The following is a 23294-nucleotide window of genomic DNA, read 5'->3' as shown; positions in this document are numbered from 1 at the left end:
CTCAGGGCGTTATTGTGCGGCGGTTATTTCAGATGCTGTGCTAAATCGTCGGGGATTGCCATTGGTTTGAATGGGTTCACATTGGTGCCACCAGTATTCCCTTTGGGGATCCAGATTTTAGAAAATAACATCGCAGCAATAATTCGGGCTATTTGTCCTAATATTTCTTTTTTATTCTTTGTTTTGTAACCAAGCTTAAGCATCCACCAATGGGATTGGGTGTGTGCAATCACAAAGGATTGCCCCAGAATATGTGCTCTTTCTAAGTGATAAAAACAGTCGCTATACTGGGCGTGTTGATAGTACCTGTTGGCTGCGGCCATTTCCGCTTGAAATGCTAACTTTAATGCAGGTTTCATGGAAGGTGTCCTCTTCGCTTATCCGGTTGCTGTGGATTTTTTATCAGCAAGTTTCAGTGTTTTTGCTTAGCTTAATGTTACGCGCAAACTGCTCAGGTTAATTGAATAAACTGGCTATATATTTGTGCTTGTTTGCCACACAAATTAGGGTTATTCATCAATCTATACATTGTCGACAGCAAGAGGTAAGTGATTAAATATTGCGTTTCACAGCAAATTCAACCACGCATTTTATTAGATATGTTTGGGGCTTGTTGGCCTTTAGTATTTGATTTTTATTCCCCCCCACAAGGGGGTGAAGTAAGGTGACTTTGCAGGAGCACAAAGTCGTTGTCGCCTGACTCACATAGAGTAACTATGCTACGCAGGCTATGCCTTGTATAAGTACCAATCAAACGGCTGCAAAAACAAACTTGAAAGATCATCCAGCCTTAATTAAGCGATGCCTTTGTGCCCATATAATAGCGGTAACTTTACCTCTTTCATCAGTTTCAACTTGGACTTTTACGCCGGTACTTATTGCCACTAAACTATCTTGTGCTTCGGCAATGAATTTGAACTTTCCTCCCTCTACGAGGTTGTGTATTTCAAATGTGTCTTCTTTTCGCACGATACGCATTTTAAATGTATTGTCATGTTCCCAGACATATTCACCAATCAGATCATTACGTAGGGTGTCGCTCATATTAAAAGGCGTAATAAGCAAAGGAGATGATAGATCCCAAGCGAAGTGATCATTGATGGCGTTTTGTAACTCTGCTACCACTGGACGTGCTGAATCGCCATTGGTCATTACTATCATGCCATCTGCTTTGTCTGCGTATGCGTTAAAGCGGTTGCTGTAGCCAAAGCTTTTTCCTGAATGTGCAAATATCAGTCCCTGTTTGCTTTTTCTAAGCTGAGGGCCTAATCCCATATCTTTGTGGTGCATAGTGAGCATGTCTTTTACTAGGTTTGGGGTGATAATACCTGTTGTTGTGCCYTGTTTGGCTTTTTGTACGGCAATAACATATTTAGCGAGATCAGTTGGCGTTGTCCAAAGCCCTGCTGCGGCTTGCTCTGGCTGATTAAACCAATCGCCTTGGTATTGCTTACCCTCGAAATTAAAAGCTGCACTGGCCTCATGCCACCGTGATTTGGGAAGCGGTTGAGCAAATGTACTTTGTGTCATACCCAAAGAAGTCAACACGGTCTTATCTACATATTCAGCAAATGATTTACCCGTCACATCTTGCAATAACACTTCCAAAACCATGTAGCCGCCACCAGAGTATTGAAATTGTTGCCCAGCAGGTAAAGTGGCCGTCACAGCAGTGCTATTGCCTTTACCATTGAGTATATCAACATCCGTCGGAAGTACCTCCCCACGAGCATAACCTCGAAATGAAGTAGTAGTCAGGCCAGATGTATGACTTAATAGGTGACGCAGCGTAATGATGCCAAATTCGCTTTTTGGAACTTTCCATGACCTTAGGTACGTGTTTACGTCTGTATCTAAATCAACTTTACCTAATTGTGCCAAATGCAATATCGCAAGCGCAGCAATAGGTTTGCTGATTGAGGCTGCCTGGAATAAAGTCTCGGTTGTAACGGGAGTATTGGTTTCTTTGTTAGCAATACCGTATCCCTTTGCCCATACAACCTGGCTATTTTTGATCACCGCAACACTTAAGCCTGGTAGCTTATGTTTAGTCATTGAGGTCATTATGCTATGAGGTTGGTATTGCTCTGTGGTGATGCGAACATGCGGGTAGAGGTTAGAGGCGATATGTTCAATTTTATGGCTATTGGCTTGGCTTTGCTGTGGCAAAAGCCAAGCCGCCAACATTGCTAAAATTGAGAGCTGATATTTCATTATTCTTCCTTAATTTATTATTGTTTTTGAAATATATACGTTTTTTCTGTAGTTGTAATTAGGGGAGGTATTTAGAGTGGGTGGCTGTGTTGGTGACGAAGACGACAAAGAGCGGCCTATTCGATGTGAGCCGCTCTGAGTAAAAGTTAAGTTACAATCAGGCGATTATTTGTGTCTCTACTGGTGAGGATCTGCTCGGCATTAAATTCTACTGAGCGCTTTGCCATGCGGTCATATAACAGCACGTTGACGGTGGCGGCTAAGTTCATGCAACCGGTGGTTGGTACGTACACTACGGCGTCTGCGGCATCAACAAGTTCTTGTGGTAGGCTGCCATCCTCTGGGCCAAAAATGTATAGCGCATCACTAGGGTGAACAAACTGAGGTAGGGGGGTGGCGCCTTCAACCAATTCTACACATACGAGCGCACGACTGGGGGCTTTTAACGAAATAAAGTCATCAACATGTTTGACGGTAATGTTATTGGCAATATTTTTAGTATCAGTGTGGTACTTGGCCGCTTTTGCATAACGATTGCCATTGAAATAGACAGCCTGAGCTTCATAACAGCCCGCAGCTCGCAATACTCCTCCAACATTGGTAGGTGATTTAGGGTTGACTAATCCAATTGCTGCAAACGATTTGCTCATACTTTTCTATTCTCACTAAAAGGCAGTGTTACCACCATAAAACGCTAATGGTGATTGTATCATGTATTACCGTATTTGGACTCTTTGCGATTATAAGATAGAGTTTCAAAGCTCGTAGCTGCCATATATTCGGCCTTTTTATGAGCGGGTTTATCCGTTCTAGCCCCGATTGACATAGCCTCCAGTATCTTTTCAACTTCGACGGCTGCTAATAGCGCTTGGTATAACTCACTTCTAACATCGAGTTCAGGTTAATTAGCGCTGTGTCAGTGTATTGAGGAGGGAGAGAGGAGATTATGGCTGTTGAGCTAAAACTCGACCCACAAAACGTAGCTTTGTAGGTCGGTTGTGACTCGAATTACTCGTCTTCTAATTCATCGTCAGATAGTTCGTTTGACTTTCTGACGCATGGCTTTGCTAGGATCTCAACATAAAAAGAGGTCAAATTCTCTGTTTGTGTTTTATCGATTAATTTGTTTAGTTGTGATACGTGTACAGGTTCAGCTTCGGCCTCTGTATTGCCAAACTTACAGTCAAAATCCCAATAATCAGCACCGCTAGGCAATGTTTTATTGCGTTCGCGCTTTAAGTATTTTTTAAGCTCATGCTTTACTGCGTCAACGCGTCTTTCAAGTTTGATTTTTGGGTGAATTAGTTCAAATGTTTTTTTCATAATTGCCTTCAAGCAAAAAATACTCAATCGGCAAAACAGTATGCCTGAGTAGATAATTTGTATTGATTTGAGCATAAAGCCTACGCTTAAAYCAATACAGAAATGTAATAGAGTATTTTACGATATATTTTACGAACTGGCGAGGAACTTTATGTGCACTCAAAAGATTTTAAGCCGTTACGGACTTTACTGTATCGAGAAAGTTAGTGTTAGTTGACTGCGCTGGTGCGCAGACAACTAACAGAGCTTGTATCATCGCTATCGTTACAGATTAATCTGTTTTTTGTTGAGTTTGATTTGAGTTTGTTGACGTTAATCTTAATGATAATTGCTCTAGCTTTTCTGAAATTGCGGCTTGAGTCATTTCAAGCTGCGCAAGGCTGCTACCGAGTTCTATCTGTTTAGTATCTCGGCTCTGTGATTGGGTGTTTAATTCGTCTACGGTACTTTTTAAAGCGGTAATTTGACTTTTCAGGTTTTCTGCTGACTGTTGCTGCTCTTCTAATAGCGATAGCTTAAGTCCCATTTCTGTCTGGCTTTGTGATAGCGTATTCACTTTTACATTGATACCAGATTGGCTCTTAGTCGCACTATCAAGCTGTGATTTGAGCTGTTTGATTTCCGATTGATTACGACGCCAAGCAGAGCCCCATAGTTTATCCATTTGTGACCATAGCTCATCGGTGCGCTCTGTAAGTGTGGCAAGCTTGGCTTGCATCGCACCTGCCGACAGATCCATCTCTTCATCAGTCGCTGAAAGAGTATGCTCCAACTGGGCAATACGCGTTGTTGAAGCTAGTAATTGAGCTTGCGCTTCTGATAGTTGCTTGTACAGCCCAAACACTGCTACTGCCAAGGCAACAATAGCAGCGATACTTATCCAGCCGATGATACCTGTTTTTTGGTTTGTTACTGATTTTGATTCTGAGGGGTTAGCAGCTGATGCGGGTAACTTGTTATTTGTTTGATTGAGAGAGTCTTTAAACGCCTCAACCTGATCTAAATCGGGTGTAATACTTGGCAGCTCAGGCTCAATTCTTTTATCCAACGTCTATTCCTCTCTTTTGGGGTTTATCTAGCATTTTGCAGCTTAAACTAATTGGATTGATTCTCCAACCAATTTGAGAGATAAGGTGCCGCCACTGGCGGTATTGAGGGGCGTCACAGGATATAATACCAATCAACCTTAATACTTGCTCAATTTGAAGGAGTATACCTGACGCTAACTGTGTTAAAAATTTCTTATTTAGAACAATTAAATAGCAAAATTTTTGCCTTGCCTACAGGACGTAGGTACCTCGGCGTGAGCAGGGCGCGGAAGCGGTGTTATCGACAAGGTTTTCACGCCTCAAAATAGACCAATCAATTAAGATAATTGGTATAACTACTCAGTGAACTGCTTAAAGAAAAAATGCTTTTGCTAGAGTGCGCGCACAAAAGGCTATTTTTGAAATAGCTAGGAAAGGAGAAGAAAACGCGCTGCGACACGTCTTCTCAACTCAAAATAGAGCACTTCACTAAGTTTTTAGTATCGTGTTGTTAGAAAGCTACCTATTTTTTGTGCTTTAGGAGCTGGTCGAGTTTTTCTTCAACCCGCAAAACATCTTCTCTGGTTGCTAATACTTGCTCTGGCTTGCCTTCTTCCTCGTGCATTACCTGCATTGCATCGACAATAATACCAATAAAGAGGTTGAGCACGGCAAAGCTGGTGATAATAATAAACGGCACAAAAAACAACCAAGATTGTGGGAATAACTCCATAGTCGGGCGAACAATTCCCATTGACCAACTCTCTAGTGTCATCACCTGAAAGAGCGTGTAAGCGGACGCGCCAATCGAACCAAACCATTCCTGCATATTAGGATCTGGATGCTGGCCAAATAATTTTGTGGTGAGAACCGCAGACACATAAAATACAATACCAAGTACACCAATGACCGAAGCCATACCCGGTAGTGAGTGTCCTAGCGCACCAATAACTCTGCGCATCTGAGGGACGACAGAGAAAAGTCTTAAAACCCGTAAAATTCTGAATGCACGCAGCACCGACAAAGCACCGGTTGAGGGAGCCCATGAGATAGCGACAATAACGAAGTCAAAGATGTTCCACCCAGACTTGAAAAACTTTACGCGATAAACAATCAGTTTTAGCGCCAGCTCAAGGGTAAAAATCAACAATATGACTAGGTCAATTTTATGCAGTAGCGCTGCATTGTCTTTGCCAAACTGGGTGGTTTCAAGTCCCAATGTCACAGCATTAAACAAAATTACCGCAATAAGAAAGTTCTGAAACGGTTTTGCTTCTACGAGCGCAGTCAGTTTTGACATTACATTGTTTGAAGGTGTCATGTGTGTAAAACGAATAACTAAATAGGTACGCCATAATGTAGGGCAAAACATGGTTTTTCAAGATTAAAATAACCAAAACACGATACAACTGCTCTAAAAGCCGTGGCAGTAGACTAAGTTACTTGTTTGGGGAGTGATTGAAATCTTGGTTTTATCAACTAATCCTCCGGCCCGAGTAGGGTATAGGTGAGGTGCTTACGCATAWCTTTTAAAATCACCCCTTTTTTTAGCATGGCGGCGCTTAAACGTTTTTGCCATTTTAGGAGATCTGGTTTTGCAGCTTCCAATGTTTTTTCATTCTCAAATTGGAAAAAGAGTATTAATGAGCCGGGGAACAAGTGATATTCGACATCAAACCAGCATTGCACCATGCCGGGAATTTCAGCTAGAGCTTGTTCTTCAAGCTTGTCTGCAATGGTGAGTACCAAGGCTTGCTGTTTTTCTTGTACTTTTGAGAGCTTTTTCATAATGCTATGGATGTAAGAGGCCAAAAGCCCAATTATACCCAAGCTTTTGGGCTATCAACAACTTTGTTGGTGGTTGCACACTCAAAGTGAATTGCTTTTTCAATTCACTTTGAGTCGCTTTTTTTGAGTTACTGTGCTGACAGCGTAAGTTTTGGCAGCGGTAGTTGGATTGCTTCTGTGTTGACGGGTTTTCCGCTTAAGAATGTTTGCATTCTGGCGAGCACCAAGGGTGAGCTTGTATAAAGGTTGTGGCCCGCATTGTTGACCATAATCTGGGTCAAATTTGTAAGTCCTCTCACAGCTTCAAGTTGTTCTTCTGGATACGTTCTACCGTCTAGACTCCCTGTAAACAATAAAGTTGGGATGCTAGATAGGGGAGCGGCTCTAAAATCATCACCTAAATCTAGTTTTTTATCTATCAAGTGAAGTGTTGGCATTGGAAAGTTAAGCTTGTCGCCAAGCAAGGCTGTTGGCGATTGGGTTGTCACTTTTGCAAGGCGTTTAGCGGTGATCCCTGAAGCCACATCCATCGCCAGCGGCATCAGTTTGAATGTAATGGGCTCATCGGTAAACATTCCACGCTGTAAAACATGTTTTAACAGCTCGGTATTGCCGTTATCTAAACCTAAATAAACATGAATTAGCATGGCAAGATATTGGTTAGGATCGGCAATCATCATGCTAGCTAACGACTGAATATGATGCTTTTGAAATAACATGGGGGTCTTTGAGCCGTCTTTTTGTGTAATTTGAAGTGTAATAGGCTGTTGCTCAAGTTTACTGTGCACTCGGCGCATCAAAGTGGGTAGGTCCGAAACTTGTTGTTTAAGCGCTTGTTGATTGATAATACTTTGAACTCTTTCAAAGTATTGATCGGTTCGGTGAGGTAGTTTAACGGTCTGATTGAGCCCTTCAGCACTGGCGATAATTACTTTGTCGAGATGCGCTGGCATCGCTTTTATAGCACTGAGTGCCAGATGGCTGCCGTAAGAGATCCCCCAAAGTGATACTTTGTCAGCTTTTAGGTGTTTTCGTAAGTCGTTTATATCTAGTGCATTCTGCTCGGTATTATAACCATATATATCAATGTCTTGGGACTTCCATTGAGTAAAGCATTGTAATGCGGCTTTGCGGTAACGGTCTGCAATTTGCGCTTCAGTGGTAACAGAACTAAGCGCAATGTGTTCACTAGACACGCAAGGAGTGGCTTGCTCTGACTGCCCCGTACCTCTTTGGTCTAGCGCAATAACATCACCAAACTCTCTTAGCGCTTGAAATAACGGAAATCTTCGCCACTTGGCAGTCGCGATCCCTGAACCGCCGGGGCCACCAGATAAATATACGATAGGGGAACCTTTATTGCTGCCGGTTGCAGGAAAGCGCACATAGCTAATTTTAATCTTGTTGCTGTTGGGGTTATTCCTGTTTTCAGGCACCCAGAGGTGCCCAGCTATGGCATCCGTTGTTTCTCCGCTGTTGGCTTGAAATTCGATTTGTTGCTCATTGCTGTACAGCACTTGCTTATCGCTACCTTCCTCAGCGCTTACGCATAAGCAAGTAAATAAGCTTAACGCGGCTATTAATGTGTGTGTTGATCGCATAGTATTACTCCTTAATAGTTTGTTTTTATTGAATACCATGGCAACTTTATGGGGAAGTGAACTTCTATGAGTGGCTGATATTTATTGGCTTGTAGGCTCAGCGGTAGTAAAAGGCCGACGAACGGTAAAAGGAAAAGCGGTAGAGTGTGAATATTAATCTTGTACTTTATTTAGTGATGGCTGTGTGTTGCTCGGGCGCTGTAGGTAAGGCTTATGCCAGTCAACCTTTGTTGCCATTTTCTTATGATCAAGCCGTGACAGTTTGCCCATGGTCAGTCTCGCCAAAAGAAATTCCACAGTTTACTGAGCCGCAATGTCACCGAGCGAAGTTATCTGAGGTTGACCCGCAAAATCAGGCTGTTTGGGTGTTAATCGAATTTGAGCGAGCGAAATTAGCCTCAATACCAAAGCCCGTTGGGTTGTATTTATTTGCTAAAACATCAAGCGAAGTCTTTTTAAATGGTAGTAAGGTAGGGAACAGCGGTTTTCCTGCCGTAGATAAAGCTGAGCAAATAGGCAAAATGGACAGCGTATTTTATTTGCCGGACTCACTTATAGAGAAAAGCAATCAACTGGTGTTTGGTCTGTCCGCACAGCATAGTCTTATTTCATTAGGATACCCAATTCATTTTATTGGGCTAGGGCAATTTGGCGATCCTAAGCAGTATATTCAATCATTTAGTGGCTTGGGCCTGATTTTGGTTGGTGCCTTTTTGTTGGGCGCGTTGTACTTTAAAAGTCTGAGCTTTGGTCGTTATGGCAATACAAGCGTTCGGATATTTGCCGTACTGTGCCTGCTTGCGGCAATGCAGCTCAGTGCTGAAATATCGCGAGGATTAGTTGACTATAGTTATGTATGGCATGATATTCGACTGTTGACCGTGACGGGCTTATCGTTTTTATTTGGCACTTTGTTGCTTGTATATAGCTCCTTAAAAGTCGCAGAAAAGCACGCTCTTCACTGGATTTATATCGGTACATTCGTCACGCTTATTGTTGTTATTTTTGCGCCAGGCTTTGACTCTAAAACCACGGCCGGAGTCTTTGTGCCATTACTCGTTAGCCTAGTCCAGCTAGGTTATTGTTGGCGACGCGCCACAAACAATAATTTGGCGGCTTGGTTTGTGGTGCAGTTGTTGGTGGCTGCAACCGTGCTATTTGTTGCATCAAGCTTCCACGAAATTATTCATTTTGTGATCATTGCAGTCTTGCTAGCCTACCTTTTCATTCGCCAGGCGAAAGAGTATCGTGCTCAGCAAGTGCAGCTGAGTAGTGATCAAGCTCATATTGCCAAGCTTGAGTTTAAACTCGCGCAGAACATACAACTTCAGTCTCCGTCTAAACTGGAAGTCAGTATTGCAGGTAAAACTGACTATGTTGTGCTAACAGATATTGCGTTTTGTAAAGCGGCAGGGGACTATGTTGAGCTGCATATGAAAGACACCACGCAGAAGCTGTTTACAGGCTCACTAAAACAACTTGAACTTACTTTGCCCTCTATTTTTGTAAAAACACACCGTTCTTATTTAACCAATCTAAACGAAGTGGCTTCGTTAGAAAGTGATAATAATCGGAGCAACTTGAAATTAACGAATGGGGTAAGCGTTCCCGTCAGTCGTCGGCTTGTCTCATCGGTTAGAGCGACACTTAAAACGGTGTCTAATAACTTCAGTTAAACCTTTAATATTGTAATTAGATCACATATCACAAAGGGCATTATAGCTTTTGATTTAAGTTTCTCATATGACATTTTCTGTTCATAAATATATCTTTGTGCCTCTATAGTTGACTGGTTAGATCTAGATTTAATTTTATTTATGTAAATGTAAAAAAATAGTGAGTTTTCGTCGCGGCTTTAGTAGTGTATTTAGTAAATAAGCGCAGCCTTACTAGCTAAGATGCTAAAGTTTCGTTGTGCAATGAAGAACCAAGGAAAATAAAAACTAAGGAAACGCATGAAATTATCGAGTGTACTTTCGCTGCTCAATCAAGTCGAGAAGTCAAAATTTATAAATGCTATAGATAGGATTTGTCTAGAAGCTGTAAAGCACGACAACAAAATAGCAAATCAGTTAAATAAACTTGATGGTCAAATTAAAAATGCAACAAGTAATGATATTACTCAGCTATTTAAAATTGTATTACCTCACTTTGAAAAGTCGGTAAAAGAGCAATTAGCGATGTTGGGAGCTCAAGCTACTCTTTTGACAAATATTCTAAGTAGAGATGGAAACTGCATTGCTAGGGTTAATTGGATTGAGTCTTTATATACAAAAGAATGGGCACTCATTGACTCCAAAGCTAACGAATTGCGTTCTGAAATTGTAAGTATCAGTGATGATGACATATTCTCCGAGGGTAAACGGTTAGGAATCTATCATGCTTGTCTAAAAGAAGCATATTCGAATGATGAAAGAAATAATAGAGAAGCGAAAATCACGGATGATGAACGCGGTATTCTCAATGTATTAGCTAAGCACCTTGATGTTACCTCAGATAATCAAGCTGGGATCGAGCATTTGATTGATCAAATCCCCAAGAATGGTGTGCAAGATGCAATTAATGATTTACGAGAAATTGGACTGGTTTTTGTAAGTAGAAAAAGGCAAACCGTATACGTTCCTGATGAAATTGTAAGTTTGTTTCACCGACTACAAGGAAAGGAACTTGCCGACAAGCATCTGCTAAGAATTCTTAGAACCTTTACTGATGCAGAGCTCTCAAACGTGCTTAAAAGTCATAGAAAGAAAATTCGTGGTGTTGAGAGAAAAGATAAGATCGTAAATATAATCAAGTTGGGGCTGCCGGTCACTCAAATCCTAAAAGTGGACATGTTTAGCGAGGGTACGCCAGTCAACGATTGTAAAGATCGCTTAAAAACATTGATACAAGATCTAGATTTAGAATTGGATAAATTTGGTTCAACGATAGAAGAACGTATAGATCTAATCTTAAATGCTCTAAATCAAAGCGCGGAGAGAGAGTTTAATGCTTTAAGTGCTACAGGATTTAAAGCGCTATTTTCGACGTTGCAAAATCACTTCCCTTCATTAGCTACAATATTGAAACAAGAATTCGAGCTTGAAGAACAAGAGGAGCTAGATGTCGAGAAATTGCGGGCGCTGAGTATTACACCATATGATATTTTATATATGTTGACCAATGATGAAGTGAAAAGTGTTGTTGAAAGCATGGGGATTAAAAAGCGAGGAAACTTAAGGCTAAATATCCTTAGCAGCTTTGCTGATGCAACAGACAAGCTGATTGATAATTATGGTGCTCTAGCTAGACGAGATTTGGCTAAATTGAAGAGTGAAAATATAGAAGTCGCTGAAGCCGAGTTAGGAGTTAAATTCGAAGAAGTAACTAAGGCAATATTTGAACAATTAGGTCTTGAAGTAGATGAAGATTTGAGGCGTTCGATCAACACCTCGAAAGATAAGACTGATATTCTCATTTCATTGAGTGACGATGATGTAATTGTAGGCGAAGCGAAGACATGTAAAAACGGGGATTTTGCAAAGTACTCGACGACCTCAAGACAAGTAAAGTCATACGTAGGGAGATGTGAAGGTGCTGGTAAAAGAGTTGCTCAAGTTTTAATCGTCGCTCCCTCGTTTTCTGATGACTTTGTTGAGAGTGCGGAAATGGATACTGAAGTAAATATCTCTTTGCTGGAGGCTGATGGACTAAAGCGAATTCTGGATGCCTATAGAGCACGGAGAAAACCTAAGTTTTCAGCAAAATTGTTTACTAAAGGTGGCTTGTTGAAAGCCGATTTAATAGCTAAGAACATTTAAGTGTCAAAAGTCAATGAAGTCAGAAAGTAGCTTCTAATCTTTGTGATTTCATTGTTCACTCAACATTAGCATCTCATCCACCAGCTGAGATACCTACTCGACCAAAGTGGTTAAACACTTTATTATCATGGCAGTATAAATTTCATGCAACGAGTATATTCTGTTATGACCAAGGAAAAATCGTTATCACTCTCTACAAAGCTGCAGTTTTTGTTTGCTGCAATTGGCAAGCATTTGGGTTTTATCTCCGTTGGTATGCCGTTTTGTATTGTTGGTGGATTCATCATTTTCATTGGGGTAACTGAGCAACACGGTGCTGGTATTGGGGCTGTTATTTTTGGCGCTATATTTATTTTGATACCCCGCGGAATGTATGCTTTTCCTGCCATCAAGTATTGGTTACTACTACGAAAAAGAATTGGCGACAGAGTTTGGTAAATATCTTTTCGGCACCATCACTGACAAAAAATCGAGTCTAACACTTATGTTCACCAAGGCGAGTATGACCGGGAAGTGCAGCATCAGGAGGCTTTCTATTTTGTTGAGTAAAGCTACCAACTTCAGGGCGCCCGTGAAGGTGAGTTTATTCTGGGTAACAAAGATTTTTATGACAAGTTGTAGGTTGGAGGTGATTTACCTATCCAAGTATTGACGGTAAAACCAAGCATAGCAGAGCCCAGACCTGTCAAATAGGGAAAGCGCCACGGACCTAAACCCTCTGAAAGTTACTAAGCGAAAGATGCAATTGGTTAAGGCTTACGCTTCAACCAATTGACGCTGAAAATATCCTTTTAGAAAATCCAGCAGTAATCGCACTTTTTTAGAGTTAGTATTGCCTTCGGGGAACACGCCGTAAACATGAATGTCAGGTAACGCATAGTCATCCATAATGGTAACGAGTGTGCCTGCACCAATTTTGGGGCGGGCATCGTAAATAGGAATACGACCAATACCATGTCCCCCCTCTACAAAAGCCGTGCGAGCAGCGGCATTATTTGTGCTGATGTCTCCTTTCATCGTAATACTGTATGCGCGATTGCCTTTACTTAACGTGAGGGTACCTGAAGTGAGTTTGTAGATCACCCAGCGATGTTGATAAAGGTCGATGGGGTGTTTTGGTGTGCCATAYTTGCGCAAATACTCCGGCGACGCGCATAAACAAGTTTTTAGTATTGAGAGCTTACTGGCTTGCAGTCCTGAGTCAGGAAGTGGGGCGCCACGAATAGCTAGGTCAATCCCTTCTTTGATGATATTCACGACTTCATCTGTGAGCATAATATCGAGCTGAATTTTTGGATACCTAGCACTAAATTCGTTCAGCGCAGGCACGATGGTTTGCAGGCCGACGTTAACCGGACACGTGAGTTTGATTAGGCCAATTGGCTCTTTCTTTAAATTTTCTATTTGTTGGTTTGCGGCAAACGCTTGTTCGGCAATAACACGGCAGCGTTGATAATATTCGCTGCCAGCTTCTGTCAAAGAAATGGTGCGCGTGGAGCGGTTAAGTAGCTTTATACCCAACTGTGTTTCTAGCTTTTTGACATGGTAACTTACCACAGCACGGGACAAGTTAAGCTGTTTTGCTGCACCGCTTAGTGTTCCTTGTTCAATAACTTGTGCAAATACCACCATACTTTTTAGCTGCTCAAAAGAGACGTTCATATTCGCTCCAACTCGCCTTGATAAATTAGATTGTATCAATTGTTTGAACAAAGRGTTAGCTTTTGTCTGCATTGTTACATTGGGTTTTAGCTCATATCCTATTCTTTAGCGTTACCAGATGGTGGTAGCAAATCCAACTTGAGGGCAAAAGTAATGACAAAGAAAATATTGATGGTACTTACTTCACATGCAGAGTTAGGTGAGACAGGTGAGAAAACGGGATTTTGGATAGAAGAGTTTGCTGCGCCTTATTATGCTTTTATTGATGCAGGACTTGAGGTGACGATTGCTTCACCTAAAGGTGGTCAGCCACCAATCGATCCAAAAAGCCAAGAGGCTGATTTTCAAACTGAGAGTACTAAACGTTATTTCGATGACAAAGAGGCGCAAGCGCAGATAGCAAACACTCAAGTGCTTTCACACATGGATGCTGCACAGTTTGATGCCGTATTTTATCCCGGTGGTCACGGACCGCTGTGGGACCTTGCAACCAATAATCATTCAATTCAGTTAATTAACGCTTTTTTAGCAGCTAAAAAACCAGTCGGTGCGGTATGTCATGCTTCAGCAGTATTGATGGATGTCATGACGGAGTCAGGCGAGTATTTAGTCAAAGGTAAAGCAGTAGCAGGTTTTACCAATAGTGAGGAAGCTGCGGTAGGTCTGACAGAAGTGGTGCCATTTTTATTAGAAGATGAACTGGTAAAGCGCGGTGCTGATTTTCAAAAAGTCGATGATTGGAACACCTTTGCGGTGAGAGATGGTTTACTGTTTACAGGACAAAATCCAGCGAGCTCTGAACTTGTCGCCGAGAAAATGCTGACGTACCTAAACCTCTAATATTTAGTAAAAGGAGCCAATTATGAGCAATTCACTAAATCGAGCTCAAAACGCACAATCGAATCGCCGCATCACATTGGCGTCACGCCCGCATGGTGCACCAACGCAAGAAAATTTCAATTATGAAGAAGCGCAGATCCCAACGCTAAAAGAGGGTGAGGTGCTTCTTCGTACCGTCTTTTTGTCTTTAGATCCTTATATGCGTGGCCGTATGAGCGACGCAAAATCCTATGCTGATCCGGTAGCTATTGGCGAAGTGATGGTTGGTGGTACGGTATGCCGAGTTGAAAAATCAAATAACCCTAAATTTACCCAAGGTGACTGGGTACTCGCGATGAGTGGATGGCAAGACTATAGCGTTTCGGATGGCACTGGCTTACTTAAGTTAGATAGCAATTTACCCAACCCATCATACAGCTTGGGCGTTTTAGGAATGCCGGGTCTGACAGCTTACATGGGATTGCTGGATATAGGTCAACCTAAAGCAGGCGAAACGGTTGTCGTTGCAGCGGCAACAGGCGCTGTGGGGAGTCTTGTTGGACAAATTGCCAAACTACAGGGTTGCAAAGTCATTGGTATTGCTGGTGGCGAAGAAAAATGTCGCTATGCAGAAAGCGAGCTTGGTTTTGATAGATGCCTTGATCATCGTAGCGATGATCTCGCTGAGCAGTTAGCTCAGGCTTGCCCATCGGGTATCGATGTCTATTTTGAAAATGTGGGTGGCAAGGTGTTCGATGCGGTGTTGCCGCTTTTAAATCCAAGCGCTCGGATCCCATTGTGTGGACTTATTTCCCAATATAACGCGACAGACTTGCCATCTGGGCCTGATCGCCTGTCTTTGTTGATGGCGACTTTGCTAATTAAGCGGATAAAAATGCAAGGTTTTATCGTCTTTGATGACTACGGCCATCGTTTTGATGAGTTTAGTGAAGCAATGTTACCGTGGCTGCAAGACGGAAAAATTAAGTATAGAGAACACTTAATTGACGGAATGGCGAACGCTGTTGAAGCGTTTATTGGCCTGCTTGAGGGTAAAAACTTTGGCAAACTTGTTGTGCGTTTAGGCCCTGATGAGCTGGTATAACGCTTAGTTAGTTTTAAGGCGTAACTTAATCAAATACGAATAAGTATATCCACAGAAATTACTTATCTACAGCTAAGAGCTAAGCTTAAATGAGGGAAAACAAAATGTTAACTGTACACCACCTAAACGCGTCTCGCTCTACGCGGGTAATTTGGCTGTTAAACGAACTGGGTTTAACGTATGACATTGTCAGACACCAACGCGACCCCGACACGCATCTTGCACCGGATAGTCTTAAAGCGATCCACCCGCTCGGAAAAGCGCCTGTACTGGTGGATAACGAACATACTTTATGTGAATCAGGCGCAATAATAGAATATATTTTAGATAAATCTGAGTCTGATCAAATGAGACCCGAGCACGGGACACCTGCATACTACAAGTACTTGGAGTGGACACACTTTGCTGAGGGATCTTTGGCGTTACCAGTGATTGCATCAGTAGTGATGAAAATGGAACAGCGTCAAGGAGATCAAGCTATGGACTCGTACATCAATAAAGAGATTGATGTTGATTTCTCGTACATTGATGCCACCTTGGCAGAGCAAGCTTTTTTTGCAGGGGAGGAGTTTTCTGCGGCCGATATTATGATGACGGTGATGTTAGATATTGCAGATAATATAGGGTTAATTAGCACGCGAAAAAATATTAAAGCATACCTTAGTAAGATCCATGACCGAGCAGCTTATAAAGCAGCGCGGGAACAAGGGTAAAAGTGAGATACCACGGTATCTTCTTAGTTGTTATTTTAATGTAAGCTTTTCTTCATTTAAATGAAACAGGGGATGGCTATTTTTAGCATGCACAACAACGTGCTTAAAAATCACCAATTGCCTTAATTAAGTGGTCTGTTTTGAGGCGAGAAAATCTTGTCGATAGCTAGGTGAAATTTTGCTGTTTAGTTGTTCTAAATAAGAAATTTTAACGCTGTTAGCGTCAGGTTTACTCCTTCAAATTGAGCAAATATTAAGTCAAATTGGTATTAATATAATAAGGAAATATCCAATGAAGAAAGCTATTTTACTTCCCCTGTTGCTTTTAGCCGGTACTGCACAAGCAAAATTTGTTACTTGCACTGATGAAATTGATAGTATTTATATGCACAGTGATGGTGTTGCTTGGATAACACCTGAGCAACACGAAACTATCGAGCTAAAGCCAACACATCCTGATTACTATAAAAACCTAGGTATCTTGTATTCAGCAATGAAGCTTGGGAAAACAGTGGTTTATACATCAGATAATGGCGAAGAGAATACCAACAAGTGTCATGATACTGATGAAACTTTATTTCCATTATTTAATATACTAAGAGTATATTAAACCTGGTTTTTTGCTCATTTTAAAGTGATGCTTTTGATGAGTAATCGATATCCTAATAGCATAGGCTTTCGAACGTTTTACTTATAGTGTAAAGCAAGATGTTATTTTTTAAAGTGCTAGGGCTATAGTCCTAGCACTTTTTATATATAAAAATATTTAACCAGATTATTTTAATCTATCCATTAAATACACATATTCAAGACTCTTAACCATGGCGCGTTGTTCATTATTGGCAGCACCAGCATGGCCTCCTTCTATATTTTCAAAGTAAAGTACGTCGAATCCCATGTCTTTCATCTTGGCAACCATTTTTCTAGCGTGACCTGGGTGTACACGGTCATCTCTGGTTGAGGTAGTGAAGAATACTTTGGGGTATTGCTTATCTTTACTGAGATTGTGATAAGGAGAGTAAGCTTTAATGTATTCCCACTGCTCAGGTTGATCCGGATCGCCGTACTCACCCATCCAGCTTGCGCCAGCTAAAAGTTTGTTAAAGCGCTTCATGTCGAGAAGAGGGACCTGGCATATCACAGCATTGTATAAATCTGGTCGACGTGTAAATGCAGCACCCATTAATAGTCCACCATTGCTTCCACCCTGAATACCAAGGTGTTGCGGTTGAGTAACCTTGTCAGCGATGAGCTGCTCGGCAACGGCTTCAAAGTCTTCATAGGATTTATGACGGTTTTCTTTTAACGCAGCTTGATGCCAACGAGGGCCATACTCTCCACCGCCTCGGATGTTAGCAATCACAAACACACCCCCTTGCTCTAGCCAGTTTTTGCCGATACTGGCGGAATAGAAAGGTTGTATTGATACTTCAAACCCACCATAACCATATAATAGTGTTGGGTTTTTACCATCAAGCTTTAGTGATTTTTTGTGGACAATAAAATAAGGTATTTTTGTACCATCTTTTGATGTTGCAAACTTTTGTTGAGTAACAAACTTACTTGAATCAAAGTGTGAGGGGTTACCTTTGAGTTTGGTGATTTCTAGTGGCTGGCCATTCACGAGATACAAACTAGCTGGTGAGAGAAAATCAGAATAGTCCACAAAAAAATCATCTCTGTCTGGATTGGTATCGAAGACAGAAAGTGAACCTGTTTCAGGGAAATTAACTTGATCAACTTGCCACTGGCCATTGGCTTTAGGAACGTAGCGGAACACTTTATTTTTCACATCATCCAAGACCGTCACAAGAATGGCGGACTTAGTGAAATCAAGCGATTCAATCGAGCGTGTTGCTGTTGGTYTGACCAGGCTGGAAAATTTGATGTCTTCTTTTTTGATGTCATCGATGTTGGCGTAGATCACCTCTGCTTGTTCAAATCCTTTCCATGACGACTTCAATTTCACGAAGAATTTACCGTTATTTAAACCTAAGAAGTCTGAATCTTCGGGAATGGGAAGCTTTAGTTTGTTTCCATTACTAATCTGATAGATATTCCTTGTATAAAAGCTCGTCGCTTCATACAGCATGTGATATGACGTGTCGTTGTCATAAATTGTAAGGCCACCTACGTTAATTGAGCTTGGTTTTGCTTCCAAAATTGTCTTAGCGTCCTTTAGTGGCGTTCCTCGTTGCCAAATTTTGACGATTCTTGGATAGCCTGAGTCAGTCATTGAGCCTTCGCCAAAGTCGGTTCCTACAAAGACCGAGTTGTCGTCATAAAAAGAAATAGTGCTTTTTGCTTCGGGCAAATAGAAGCCATCTTTAACAAAAGACTTAGTTGGAATATCAAACTCTCGTACAACCTTTGCATCTGCACCGCCGCGCGACAAACGCACTAGACAGCGTTCGTATTTGGGGTAGTGGCACGTGATCCCACTGTATACCCAATTCTCGCCTTCGGCTTTAGCAAGTGCATCAAGATCTAGGATTGTCTCCCATTTTGGATTATCTTTTTTGTATTCCTCTGAGGTTGTTCTTCGATAAATCCCTCTGACATGATCTGCATCTTTCCAGAAATTGTAGTAATAACCCGCTCGTTCAGTAGCGTATGGGATGCGAGACTGATCATTTAAAATATCTAATGTATTTTGATAAATGTTCTGATACGCAGGACTACTTTGGAGATACTTTAGAGATACCTCATTTTGTTTGTTAACCCACTCAAGTGGTTTTTCACCTTCGACCTCTTCAAGCCAAAGGTAAGGATCTGACTGTGTTGCCATTGTTTTACCCGAGGTTGCTGATAATGCGCAAAGTGCAGTAGCTGCAGCGATGTGTTTCTTCAAAATGATGTTCCTACATTCACTTAATTTCGTCCTTTTTATCATTTGATGGCAAAAATAGGAATGTAATATTATCAAAAAAGTTACATCGATTTACATTTTGTCCGCGTAGGGCGCATAAAGCGATCAGCTTTATCTGCAGTATTTGATAGCTTGAAAGATTGGAAAGTGGGATTTTTTGAATGAAAGGTAAACGAAAGCTACACAGTAGCGTGGCATTCGTTTACCTTACAATGGGTGTTTTATCTAAAAAGTCAGATTAATTGCGGCCTCTGAAATCTTTTAAAACATGATCGTTAGGATCTAGCTGCTGATTTTCAACCCACTCTAGCCATTGCTGCAATGAAATAGAAAGCTGCATTGAGTAATCCAAAGAGATCCATTCTTTCTTGTCCGGCGCAAAGTCATAATGAGGCTGAGCTAGGCTTTTACCATCGACACGAATATTAAAGGACTCACCTGCACCCGTATTGGCGAAGTACAGGCTATCGATTTGTGCGAAGTTAATACCATCATGGATTTCACCTGTGTCGCCACCTCTATCTTTACCCAATGTGTCGCTGTTTATAAGCGGTACCGCACATTCAGGCGTTTGCTCTCCAAACTGTGAGATCATCAGTGGTGTATTACGCTTACTATCAGGTAAAGAAGCGGTGCCATGGCAAGACATACAAGAGCTGTTGGTGTTATCGGCAGGGCCATTCAAGCGATTGTTACAACCAAGGTGTCCAACTTGGCGTGTCATAGCACTGCCACTATACTTGTTAAGTTCATCAACTAAAGACCAGTTTATCACTGCTTCTGAAAAGCCATTCTCTCTTGGATTCACTGGTGTATTAAACGCTAAGTGGCCTTTTGCAGGCGTATCGTTACCCCACATTAGCCCTAGCCATGTCATCTTCTCCCATGGGTTTTTGACGTTTGCTTTGCGTTGCCCGTCCGCCACAAAGGTGCCGTATACCCAGCCTGTATCTTTTGCTCTGTCGTCTCTGACGGCGACATCAAATTGAAGCAGTTTTACGTCATCCCAAGCCTGACTGTTACGCTTACATTGTTCACTTTCTTCAATAAAGTTACATTCCTTGCGCTCGTTACCATCTTTATCTTTGCTTCCTGGTGCTACATTACATTCACAGTAAGCGGGATCTGAGATATTGGCATTCCAGCTTGGTAATCCTGCTAACACAGGTATTTGAGCGATAGTTGAAGTATTAAATAATGGCTTAATAATGACGGCACCTTCGTGGAATCGTACGCCTTTTTTTGGTAATTTAGCTGTGCCATCTTCTTGCCACACTTCCCCTAAAGTGTATGCTGCTGTAGCATTATAAAAGCCGACAGCCCACATGGTCGAGGCATCTGTACCCGAGCTATCTTGCACCGAAAAAGTGACTGGAGCTTCACGTGTTAAGCCCCTAATGTACTCTCGCCCTGAAAGTGGATCGTAAGTTTGAAATGGAATGTGGAACCAAGGTCTATATTTATTTTCACACGTATCAAAGTCTCTTGAAGCAACTCTTCCTTTGCCCGCAATATTTCCTTCAAGGCCATAGGCATAAACAAGCTTTATGTATTCTTTGGCAAGCTTGCTTTTTTCTCGTTGTGAGGTACTTTCATCGAATAGTGCATCAAACTTGGCATCATACCAAGGCTGATTTTTCTTCGGTTCAATAACAAGCTCTCGTGGGTATTTATCTGAGAGTGCGAATATTCCTTCATCCCATAGCGTTGTTGGTACATTAGAAATAGTTTGGCCTTCCCACATCTTTGTGAATTTGGGGTTTGGGTCTTGCCAATAGCTAGGATATGTTTGGGTACAAGTATTTAGCTCTGTATATTGGCCTTTGTACATTGATTGTTTGTACCAAGGCTCAGCTTTCGCTGTTACAGAATATGACGCGAGTGCAGACAATACTAGTGCAGCCGCCTTTACTGTTGATGAGTTACTGATGTTCATTATATTCCCTTTTGTTACTTGATACACAAACAGAAAGCGTTCGCCACGCCAGTCAAAACGAATAGTAATCGCATTAGTGCTTAAACCAATTTGAAGGGGGGAAGTACCATACTCGCTTGGCTAACGGCTTAATTTATAAAAATTAAGTTATAATATTTGCCCTACCAACATGAATGGGTAGTTCTGCCGCAGCGAGCCATGGCACAGCGTGGCTTCCCCGTATCAAAAAAGCTCATTTGCTCAATGTAATTGCTATAAGCTGAGCTTGTCTGTAGTTATCATCGGTGACAGAAATGAGTTTTGTTGATATTACTCGAGTAAATTGTAGTGCTGAGTGAAACACTTTGGTATTACACGAGATTACGTTAGATTACACTTTGCTTTTGCGGTATTGAGTTTTTATACCGTTACAGAGGGCTTGCCCACAACGAGTGGGCAAACTAGTAAGCGGATTAATTTTTGAATACAGCAAGGTAAGTTTCGTAAACGAGAGACTTATTTGCGGAAATTGCAACGTTTATCTTAGTACCATCTACTTCATCTACAATCAATTTTCCTGAAGTATCTTGCTCTTCATTCATGGCTTGCTCGATGCGGATCGCAAAGGGCTGAGTTGAAACAATATCTGGATTGGTAATAACGCAGGCGGCAAGAGGATCCCAAAAAGATAAGAAGCTGCCGATCCCTTCTTTGTTGTCAGGATAGTCAAGTACTTCAGATAAGAATTGGGCTTGCGGCGACTGAATACGCTTGAGTTGTGTCACAAAGTCATTGTCAATTGGTACATCCTGTGTTGCATTTAATGCAACCAAAGTGACAGGGATCCCAGAGCCAATAACCTCTTGTGCACCGAGCGGGTCGATAAAAATATTCCATTCAGCCACGGCATTTGAATAGTAAGGGTTGTCGCCCAAAGTATCGAGTATGTTACCACTTGCGCCAGGCGTGATGTACTCATCAGTAAGGTTTCCGCCCATCATGACTATTTGCTCTATGGCTTTGAAAATACCTGTTTGTAACTGTTTATCAGTTTTGGCTGCTTGGAATAGTTGCCCAAAGTTTGTTCCACCTCCAATGGATAATACAGTCACCTTATCTGATGTGGACGAAAAGTAGTTGGTTAACCATGCTTGTGCCTCATATATATTTGCTTGCCTATTTTCTTGGGGAAATGTGGCTTGATAATGGCTATCAGCACCTTGTCTGACATTGGCAGGGAAAACATTACTATATCGCAGTGGTGCATTCGCACCTTTTAGAATAGGAAGCTTTTGCGTTTCATCGCTATACAAGGTCAAGAAATTAGCTAAATTTTCCACCCCTTTAGACAAGTGAGCGGCGCCACAGCCGGTAACGCTGATAGCTAATACTTCTATTTGTGGATGTTGTAGTAGGTAAGCTAATGCCATGTAATCATCAAAGTCCATGTCGGTATCAATGATAACTTTTGTTAATTTGCTCATTTTCATTTCCTGTCTAACTGAGTGAGTTAGGAATATAGAAAATAAACAGCAGTGAAGATATTACAGTGAGTTACATAGCATTACACCTATGTTTGCCTGTTACAGCAGCTCTTGTTAATTAATTATCTTAATTTCTGCGTTGCTAATTTTATAGGCAGTTCGTGTATTTTAACGAGTGCTCGTGCTTGCTAGTCAGAAGCAATACTTGAAATCTTTTAATAGTCATCAAAATAGCAATCAGCCGTTGTTGTTATATCACTCATCAATAAATACACTGAGCAATATTGCTAAAGGGGGGGGCTAAAGGATGCTCAGTGTGCGTTTATTTATATTAGTCGTGGCTATTTTACTTTCTGGATGTACTGTTGCTAGCCAAACTTTAACATCTAATCAGTGGCGATATGCAACGGATCCACATGGTAGCCAGGCTACATATGATGAAGGATTAGTACAAAATGGTGTGGTCTCGGTGCACTTTACTCGGGTTCCTCGTGTTGATAAAGCGAATAATTCTTGGGTGGAGTTGATATACGATCTACCCCAACAGTTAACCTCCGCATTTATTGTTACCCTTGCCTATAAAAGTGATAAAGCCGTCATTGTTAAACTCTCACAACAAGAGTATGGGGGGCTGGGCGATAAAAGCTACGCCCATTACCAAAGCGTATTGCCAGCCTCAAATTCTTGGCAGGTTGTTCGGCTTTCTCTAAGTGATTTTGAAAGGCCGAGTTGGACGCCTGAGTGGTCCAAAGATAAAGGGATTGTACTTGAGCATATTTCCGCGCTTTATTTTGTGCCTGATCTCAAGGACGCAACTGGTGGAGAGGCGACGCTTAGTGTTAATCGTCTAGAGATAGAGTAGTTGCGCTTGACGAATATCTCAGTGAAGTAAAACTGAGTTGTTAAGGGTTATAGCGAGCTCAATTTAAACCAGTGCTGCTGCGTTTAACGTGAAGCGCTTCTCTTTGGATTC

General features: G+C 41.6%; 20 protein-coding genes. 8 read left to right on the top strand and 12 right to left on the bottom strand.

Features of this window, described 5'->3' with window-relative positions; genetic code table 11:
- Positions 1-23: 23 nt before the first annotated feature.
- The 8 genes from EAG18_RS00170 to EAG18_RS00135 all read right to left on the bottom strand — a co-directional run bounded on the left by EAG18_RS00170 (position 24) and on the right by EAG18_RS00135 (position 7954).
- Entirely contained in the window at positions 24-359 is a 336-nt protein-coding gene (locus EAG18_RS00170) for a DUF3703 domain-containing protein (protein ID WP_125250410.1), read from the bottom strand.
- Positions 360-780: 421 nt separating this feature from the next.
- Positions 781-2214 carry a serine hydrolase gene (locus EAG18_RS00165; protein WP_125250409.1) on the bottom strand — a complete coding sequence of 478 codons (1434 nt, stop codon included), beginning with the start codon at positions 2212-2214 and terminating at the stop codon, positions 781-783.
- A gap of 146 nt (positions 2215-2360) precedes the next feature.
- The gene (locus EAG18_RS00160; protein WP_125250408.1) at positions 2361-2864 is read right to left on the bottom strand and encodes an RNA methyltransferase; all 504 of its coding nucleotides are present in this window, start codon (positions 2862-2864) and stop codon (positions 2361-2363) included.
- A 358-nt stretch (positions 2865-3222) separates the two neighbouring features.
- Positions 3223-3537, bottom strand: a complete 315-nt coding sequence (locus tag EAG18_RS00155) for a DUF6172 family protein (RefSeq protein ID WP_125250407.1) — start codon at positions 3535-3537, stop codon at positions 3223-3225.
- Between the two features lie 271 nt (positions 3538-3808).
- A complete protein-coding gene (locus EAG18_RS00150; protein ID WP_125250406.1) occupies positions 3809-4585 on the bottom strand; it encodes a hypothetical protein in 777 nt (258 codons plus the stop codon).
- Positions 4586-5088: 503 nt separating this feature from the next.
- Positions 5089-5865: an ion transporter gene (locus EAG18_RS00145; RefSeq protein WP_241651731.1), complete on the bottom strand. Its 777-nt coding sequence runs from the start codon at positions 5863-5865 to the stop codon at positions 5089-5091.
- Positions 5866-6044: 179 nt separating this feature from the next.
- Entirely contained in the window at positions 6045-6353 is a 309-nt protein-coding gene (locus EAG18_RS00140) for a hypothetical protein (protein WP_125250405.1), read from the bottom strand.
- 128 nt (positions 6354-6481) lie between these two features.
- Positions 6482-7954: an alpha/beta hydrolase gene (locus EAG18_RS00135; RefSeq protein ID WP_125250404.1), complete on the bottom strand. Its 1473-nt coding sequence runs from the start codon at positions 7952-7954 to the stop codon at positions 6482-6484.
- A 146-nt stretch (positions 7955-8100) separates the two neighbouring features.
- On the opposite strand from EAG18_RS00135, the gene EAG18_RS00130 reads away from it, so the two are divergent.
- The 3 genes from EAG18_RS00130 (at position 8101) to EAG18_RS22285 (ending at position 12192) form a co-directional block, all read left to right on the top strand.
- A complete protein-coding gene (locus EAG18_RS00130; RefSeq protein WP_125250403.1) occupies positions 8101-9630 on the top strand; it encodes a LytTR family DNA-binding domain-containing protein in 1530 nt (509 codons plus the stop codon).
- Between the two features lie 279 nt (positions 9631-9909).
- Positions 9910-11754, top strand: a complete 1845-nt coding sequence (locus EAG18_RS00125; protein WP_125250402.1) for a hypothetical protein — start codon at positions 9910-9912, stop codon at positions 11752-11754.
- A 165-nt stretch (positions 11755-11919) separates the two neighbouring features.
- Positions 11920-12192 carry a hypothetical protein gene (locus EAG18_RS22285; RefSeq protein ID WP_275557195.1) on the top strand — a complete coding sequence of 91 codons (273 nt, stop codon included), beginning with the start codon at positions 11920-11922 and terminating at the stop codon, positions 12190-12192.
- A gap of 318 nt (positions 12193-12510) precedes the next feature.
- On the opposite strand, the gene EAG18_RS00115 is transcribed toward EAG18_RS22285, so the two are convergent.
- Positions 12511-13416 (bottom strand): LysR family transcriptional regulator, encoded by a 906-nt coding sequence (locus EAG18_RS00115; RefSeq protein ID WP_125250401.1) that lies wholly within the window; start codon positions 13414-13416, stop codon positions 12511-12513.
- Positions 13417-13569: 153 nt separating this feature from the next.
- Here EAG18_RS00115 and EAG18_RS00110 point away from each other — a divergent pair, with 153 nt between their 5' ends.
- The 4 genes from EAG18_RS00110 to EAG18_RS00095 all read left to right on the top strand — a co-directional run bounded on the left by EAG18_RS00110 (position 13570) and on the right by EAG18_RS00095 (position 16663).
- The gene (locus EAG18_RS00110) at positions 13570-14256 is read left to right on the top strand and encodes a type 1 glutamine amidotransferase domain-containing protein (protein WP_125250400.1); all 687 of its coding nucleotides are present in this window, start codon (positions 13570-13572) and stop codon (positions 14254-14256) included.
- Positions 14257-14278: 22 nt separating this feature from the next.
- A complete protein-coding gene (locus tag EAG18_RS00105) occupies positions 14279-15340 on the top strand; it encodes an NADP-dependent oxidoreductase (RefSeq protein ID WP_125250399.1) in 1062 nt (353 codons plus the stop codon).
- Between the two features lie 104 nt (positions 15341-15444).
- Positions 15445-16053, top strand: a complete 609-nt coding sequence (locus EAG18_RS00100; protein ID WP_125250398.1) for a glutathione S-transferase family protein — start codon at positions 15445-15447, stop codon at positions 16051-16053.
- A gap of 292 nt (positions 16054-16345) precedes the next feature.
- Positions 16346-16663 (top strand): hypothetical protein, encoded by a 318-nt coding sequence (locus tag EAG18_RS00095; protein WP_125250397.1) that lies wholly within the window; start codon positions 16346-16348, stop codon positions 16661-16663.
- A 165-nt stretch (positions 16664-16828) separates the two neighbouring features.
- Here EAG18_RS00095 and EAG18_RS00090 read toward each other — a convergent pair whose 3' ends face one another.
- The 3 genes from EAG18_RS00090 to EAG18_RS00080 all read right to left on the bottom strand — a co-directional run bounded on the left by EAG18_RS00090 (position 16829) and on the right by EAG18_RS00080 (position 22321).
- Positions 16829-18841 (bottom strand): prolyl oligopeptidase family serine peptidase, encoded by a 2013-nt coding sequence (locus EAG18_RS00090; protein ID WP_275557206.1) that lies wholly within the window; start codon positions 18839-18841, stop codon positions 16829-16831.
- Positions 18842-19160: 319 nt separating this feature from the next.
- Positions 19161-20858: a hypothetical protein gene (locus EAG18_RS00085; RefSeq protein WP_125250395.1), complete on the bottom strand. Its 1698-nt coding sequence runs from the start codon at positions 20856-20858 to the stop codon at positions 19161-19163.
- Positions 20859-21310: 452 nt separating this feature from the next.
- On the bottom strand, positions 21311-22321 hold the full coding sequence (locus EAG18_RS00080; protein ID WP_275557194.1) for a nucleoside hydrolase: 1011 nt from the start codon (positions 22319-22321) through the stop codon (positions 21311-21313).
- A gap of 316 nt (positions 22322-22637) precedes the next feature.
- On the opposite strand from EAG18_RS00080, the gene EAG18_RS00075 reads away from it, so the two are divergent.
- Positions 22638-23183 carry a carbohydrate binding domain-containing protein gene (locus EAG18_RS00075; RefSeq protein WP_275557193.1) on the top strand — a complete coding sequence of 182 codons (546 nt, stop codon included), beginning with the start codon at positions 22638-22640 and terminating at the stop codon, positions 23181-23183.
- Positions 23184-23294: the final 111 nt, after the last annotated feature.

The sequence above is a fragment of the Pseudoalteromonas sp. J010 genome, assembly GCF_003934235.1.
GTDB lineage: Bacteria > Pseudomonadota > Gammaproteobacteria > Enterobacterales > Alteromonadaceae > Pseudoalteromonas > Pseudoalteromonas peptidolytica.
This window is presented reverse-complemented; position numbering and strand designations above follow the sequence as displayed.

Coding starts and splice junctions, on each gene's coding strand:
- EAG18_RS00125 (WP_125250402.1), top strand. CDS start 9,910: ATGAAATTATCGAGTGTACTTTCGCTGCTCAATCAAGTCGAGAAGTCA.
- EAG18_RS00170 (WP_125250410.1), bottom strand. CDS start 359: ATGAAACCTGCATTAAAGTTAGCATTTCAAGCGGAAATGGCCGCAGCC.
- EAG18_RS22285 (WP_275557195.1), top strand. CDS start 11,920: ATGACCAAGGAAAAATCGTTATCACTCTCTACAAAGCTGCAGTTTTTG.
- EAG18_RS00160 (WP_125250408.1), bottom strand. CDS start 2,864: ATGAGCAAATCGTTTGCAGCAATTGGATTAGTCAACCCTAAATCACCT.
- EAG18_RS00155 (WP_125250407.1), bottom strand. CDS start 3,537: ATGAAAAAAACATTTGAACTAATTCACCCAAAAATCAAACTTGAAAGA.
- EAG18_RS00080 (WP_275557194.1), bottom strand. CDS start 22,321: ATGAGCAAATTAACAAAAGTTATCATTGATACCGACATGGACTTTGAT.
- EAG18_RS00100 (WP_125250398.1), top strand. CDS start 15,445: ATGTTAACTGTACACCACCTAAACGCGTCTCGCTCTACGCGGGTAATT.
- EAG18_RS00105 (WP_125250399.1), top strand. CDS start 14,279: ATGAGCAATTCACTAAATCGAGCTCAAAACGCACAATCGAATCGCCGC.
- EAG18_RS00085 (WP_125250395.1), bottom strand. CDS start 20,858: ATGAACATCAGTAACTCATCAACAGTAAAGGCGGCTGCACTAGTATTG.
- EAG18_RS00095 (WP_125250397.1), top strand. CDS start 16,346: ATGAAGAAAGCTATTTTACTTCCCCTGTTGCTTTTAGCCGGTACTGCA.
- EAG18_RS00145 (WP_241651731.1), bottom strand. CDS start 5,865: ATGTCAAAACTGACTGCGCTCGTAGAAGCAAAACCGTTTCAGAACTTT.
- EAG18_RS00110 (WP_125250400.1), top strand. CDS start 13,570: ATGACAAAGAAAATATTGATGGTACTTACTTCACATGCAGAGTTAGGT.
- EAG18_RS00135 (WP_125250404.1), bottom strand. CDS start 7,954: ATGCGATCAACACACACATTAATAGCCGCGTTAAGCTTATTTACTTGC.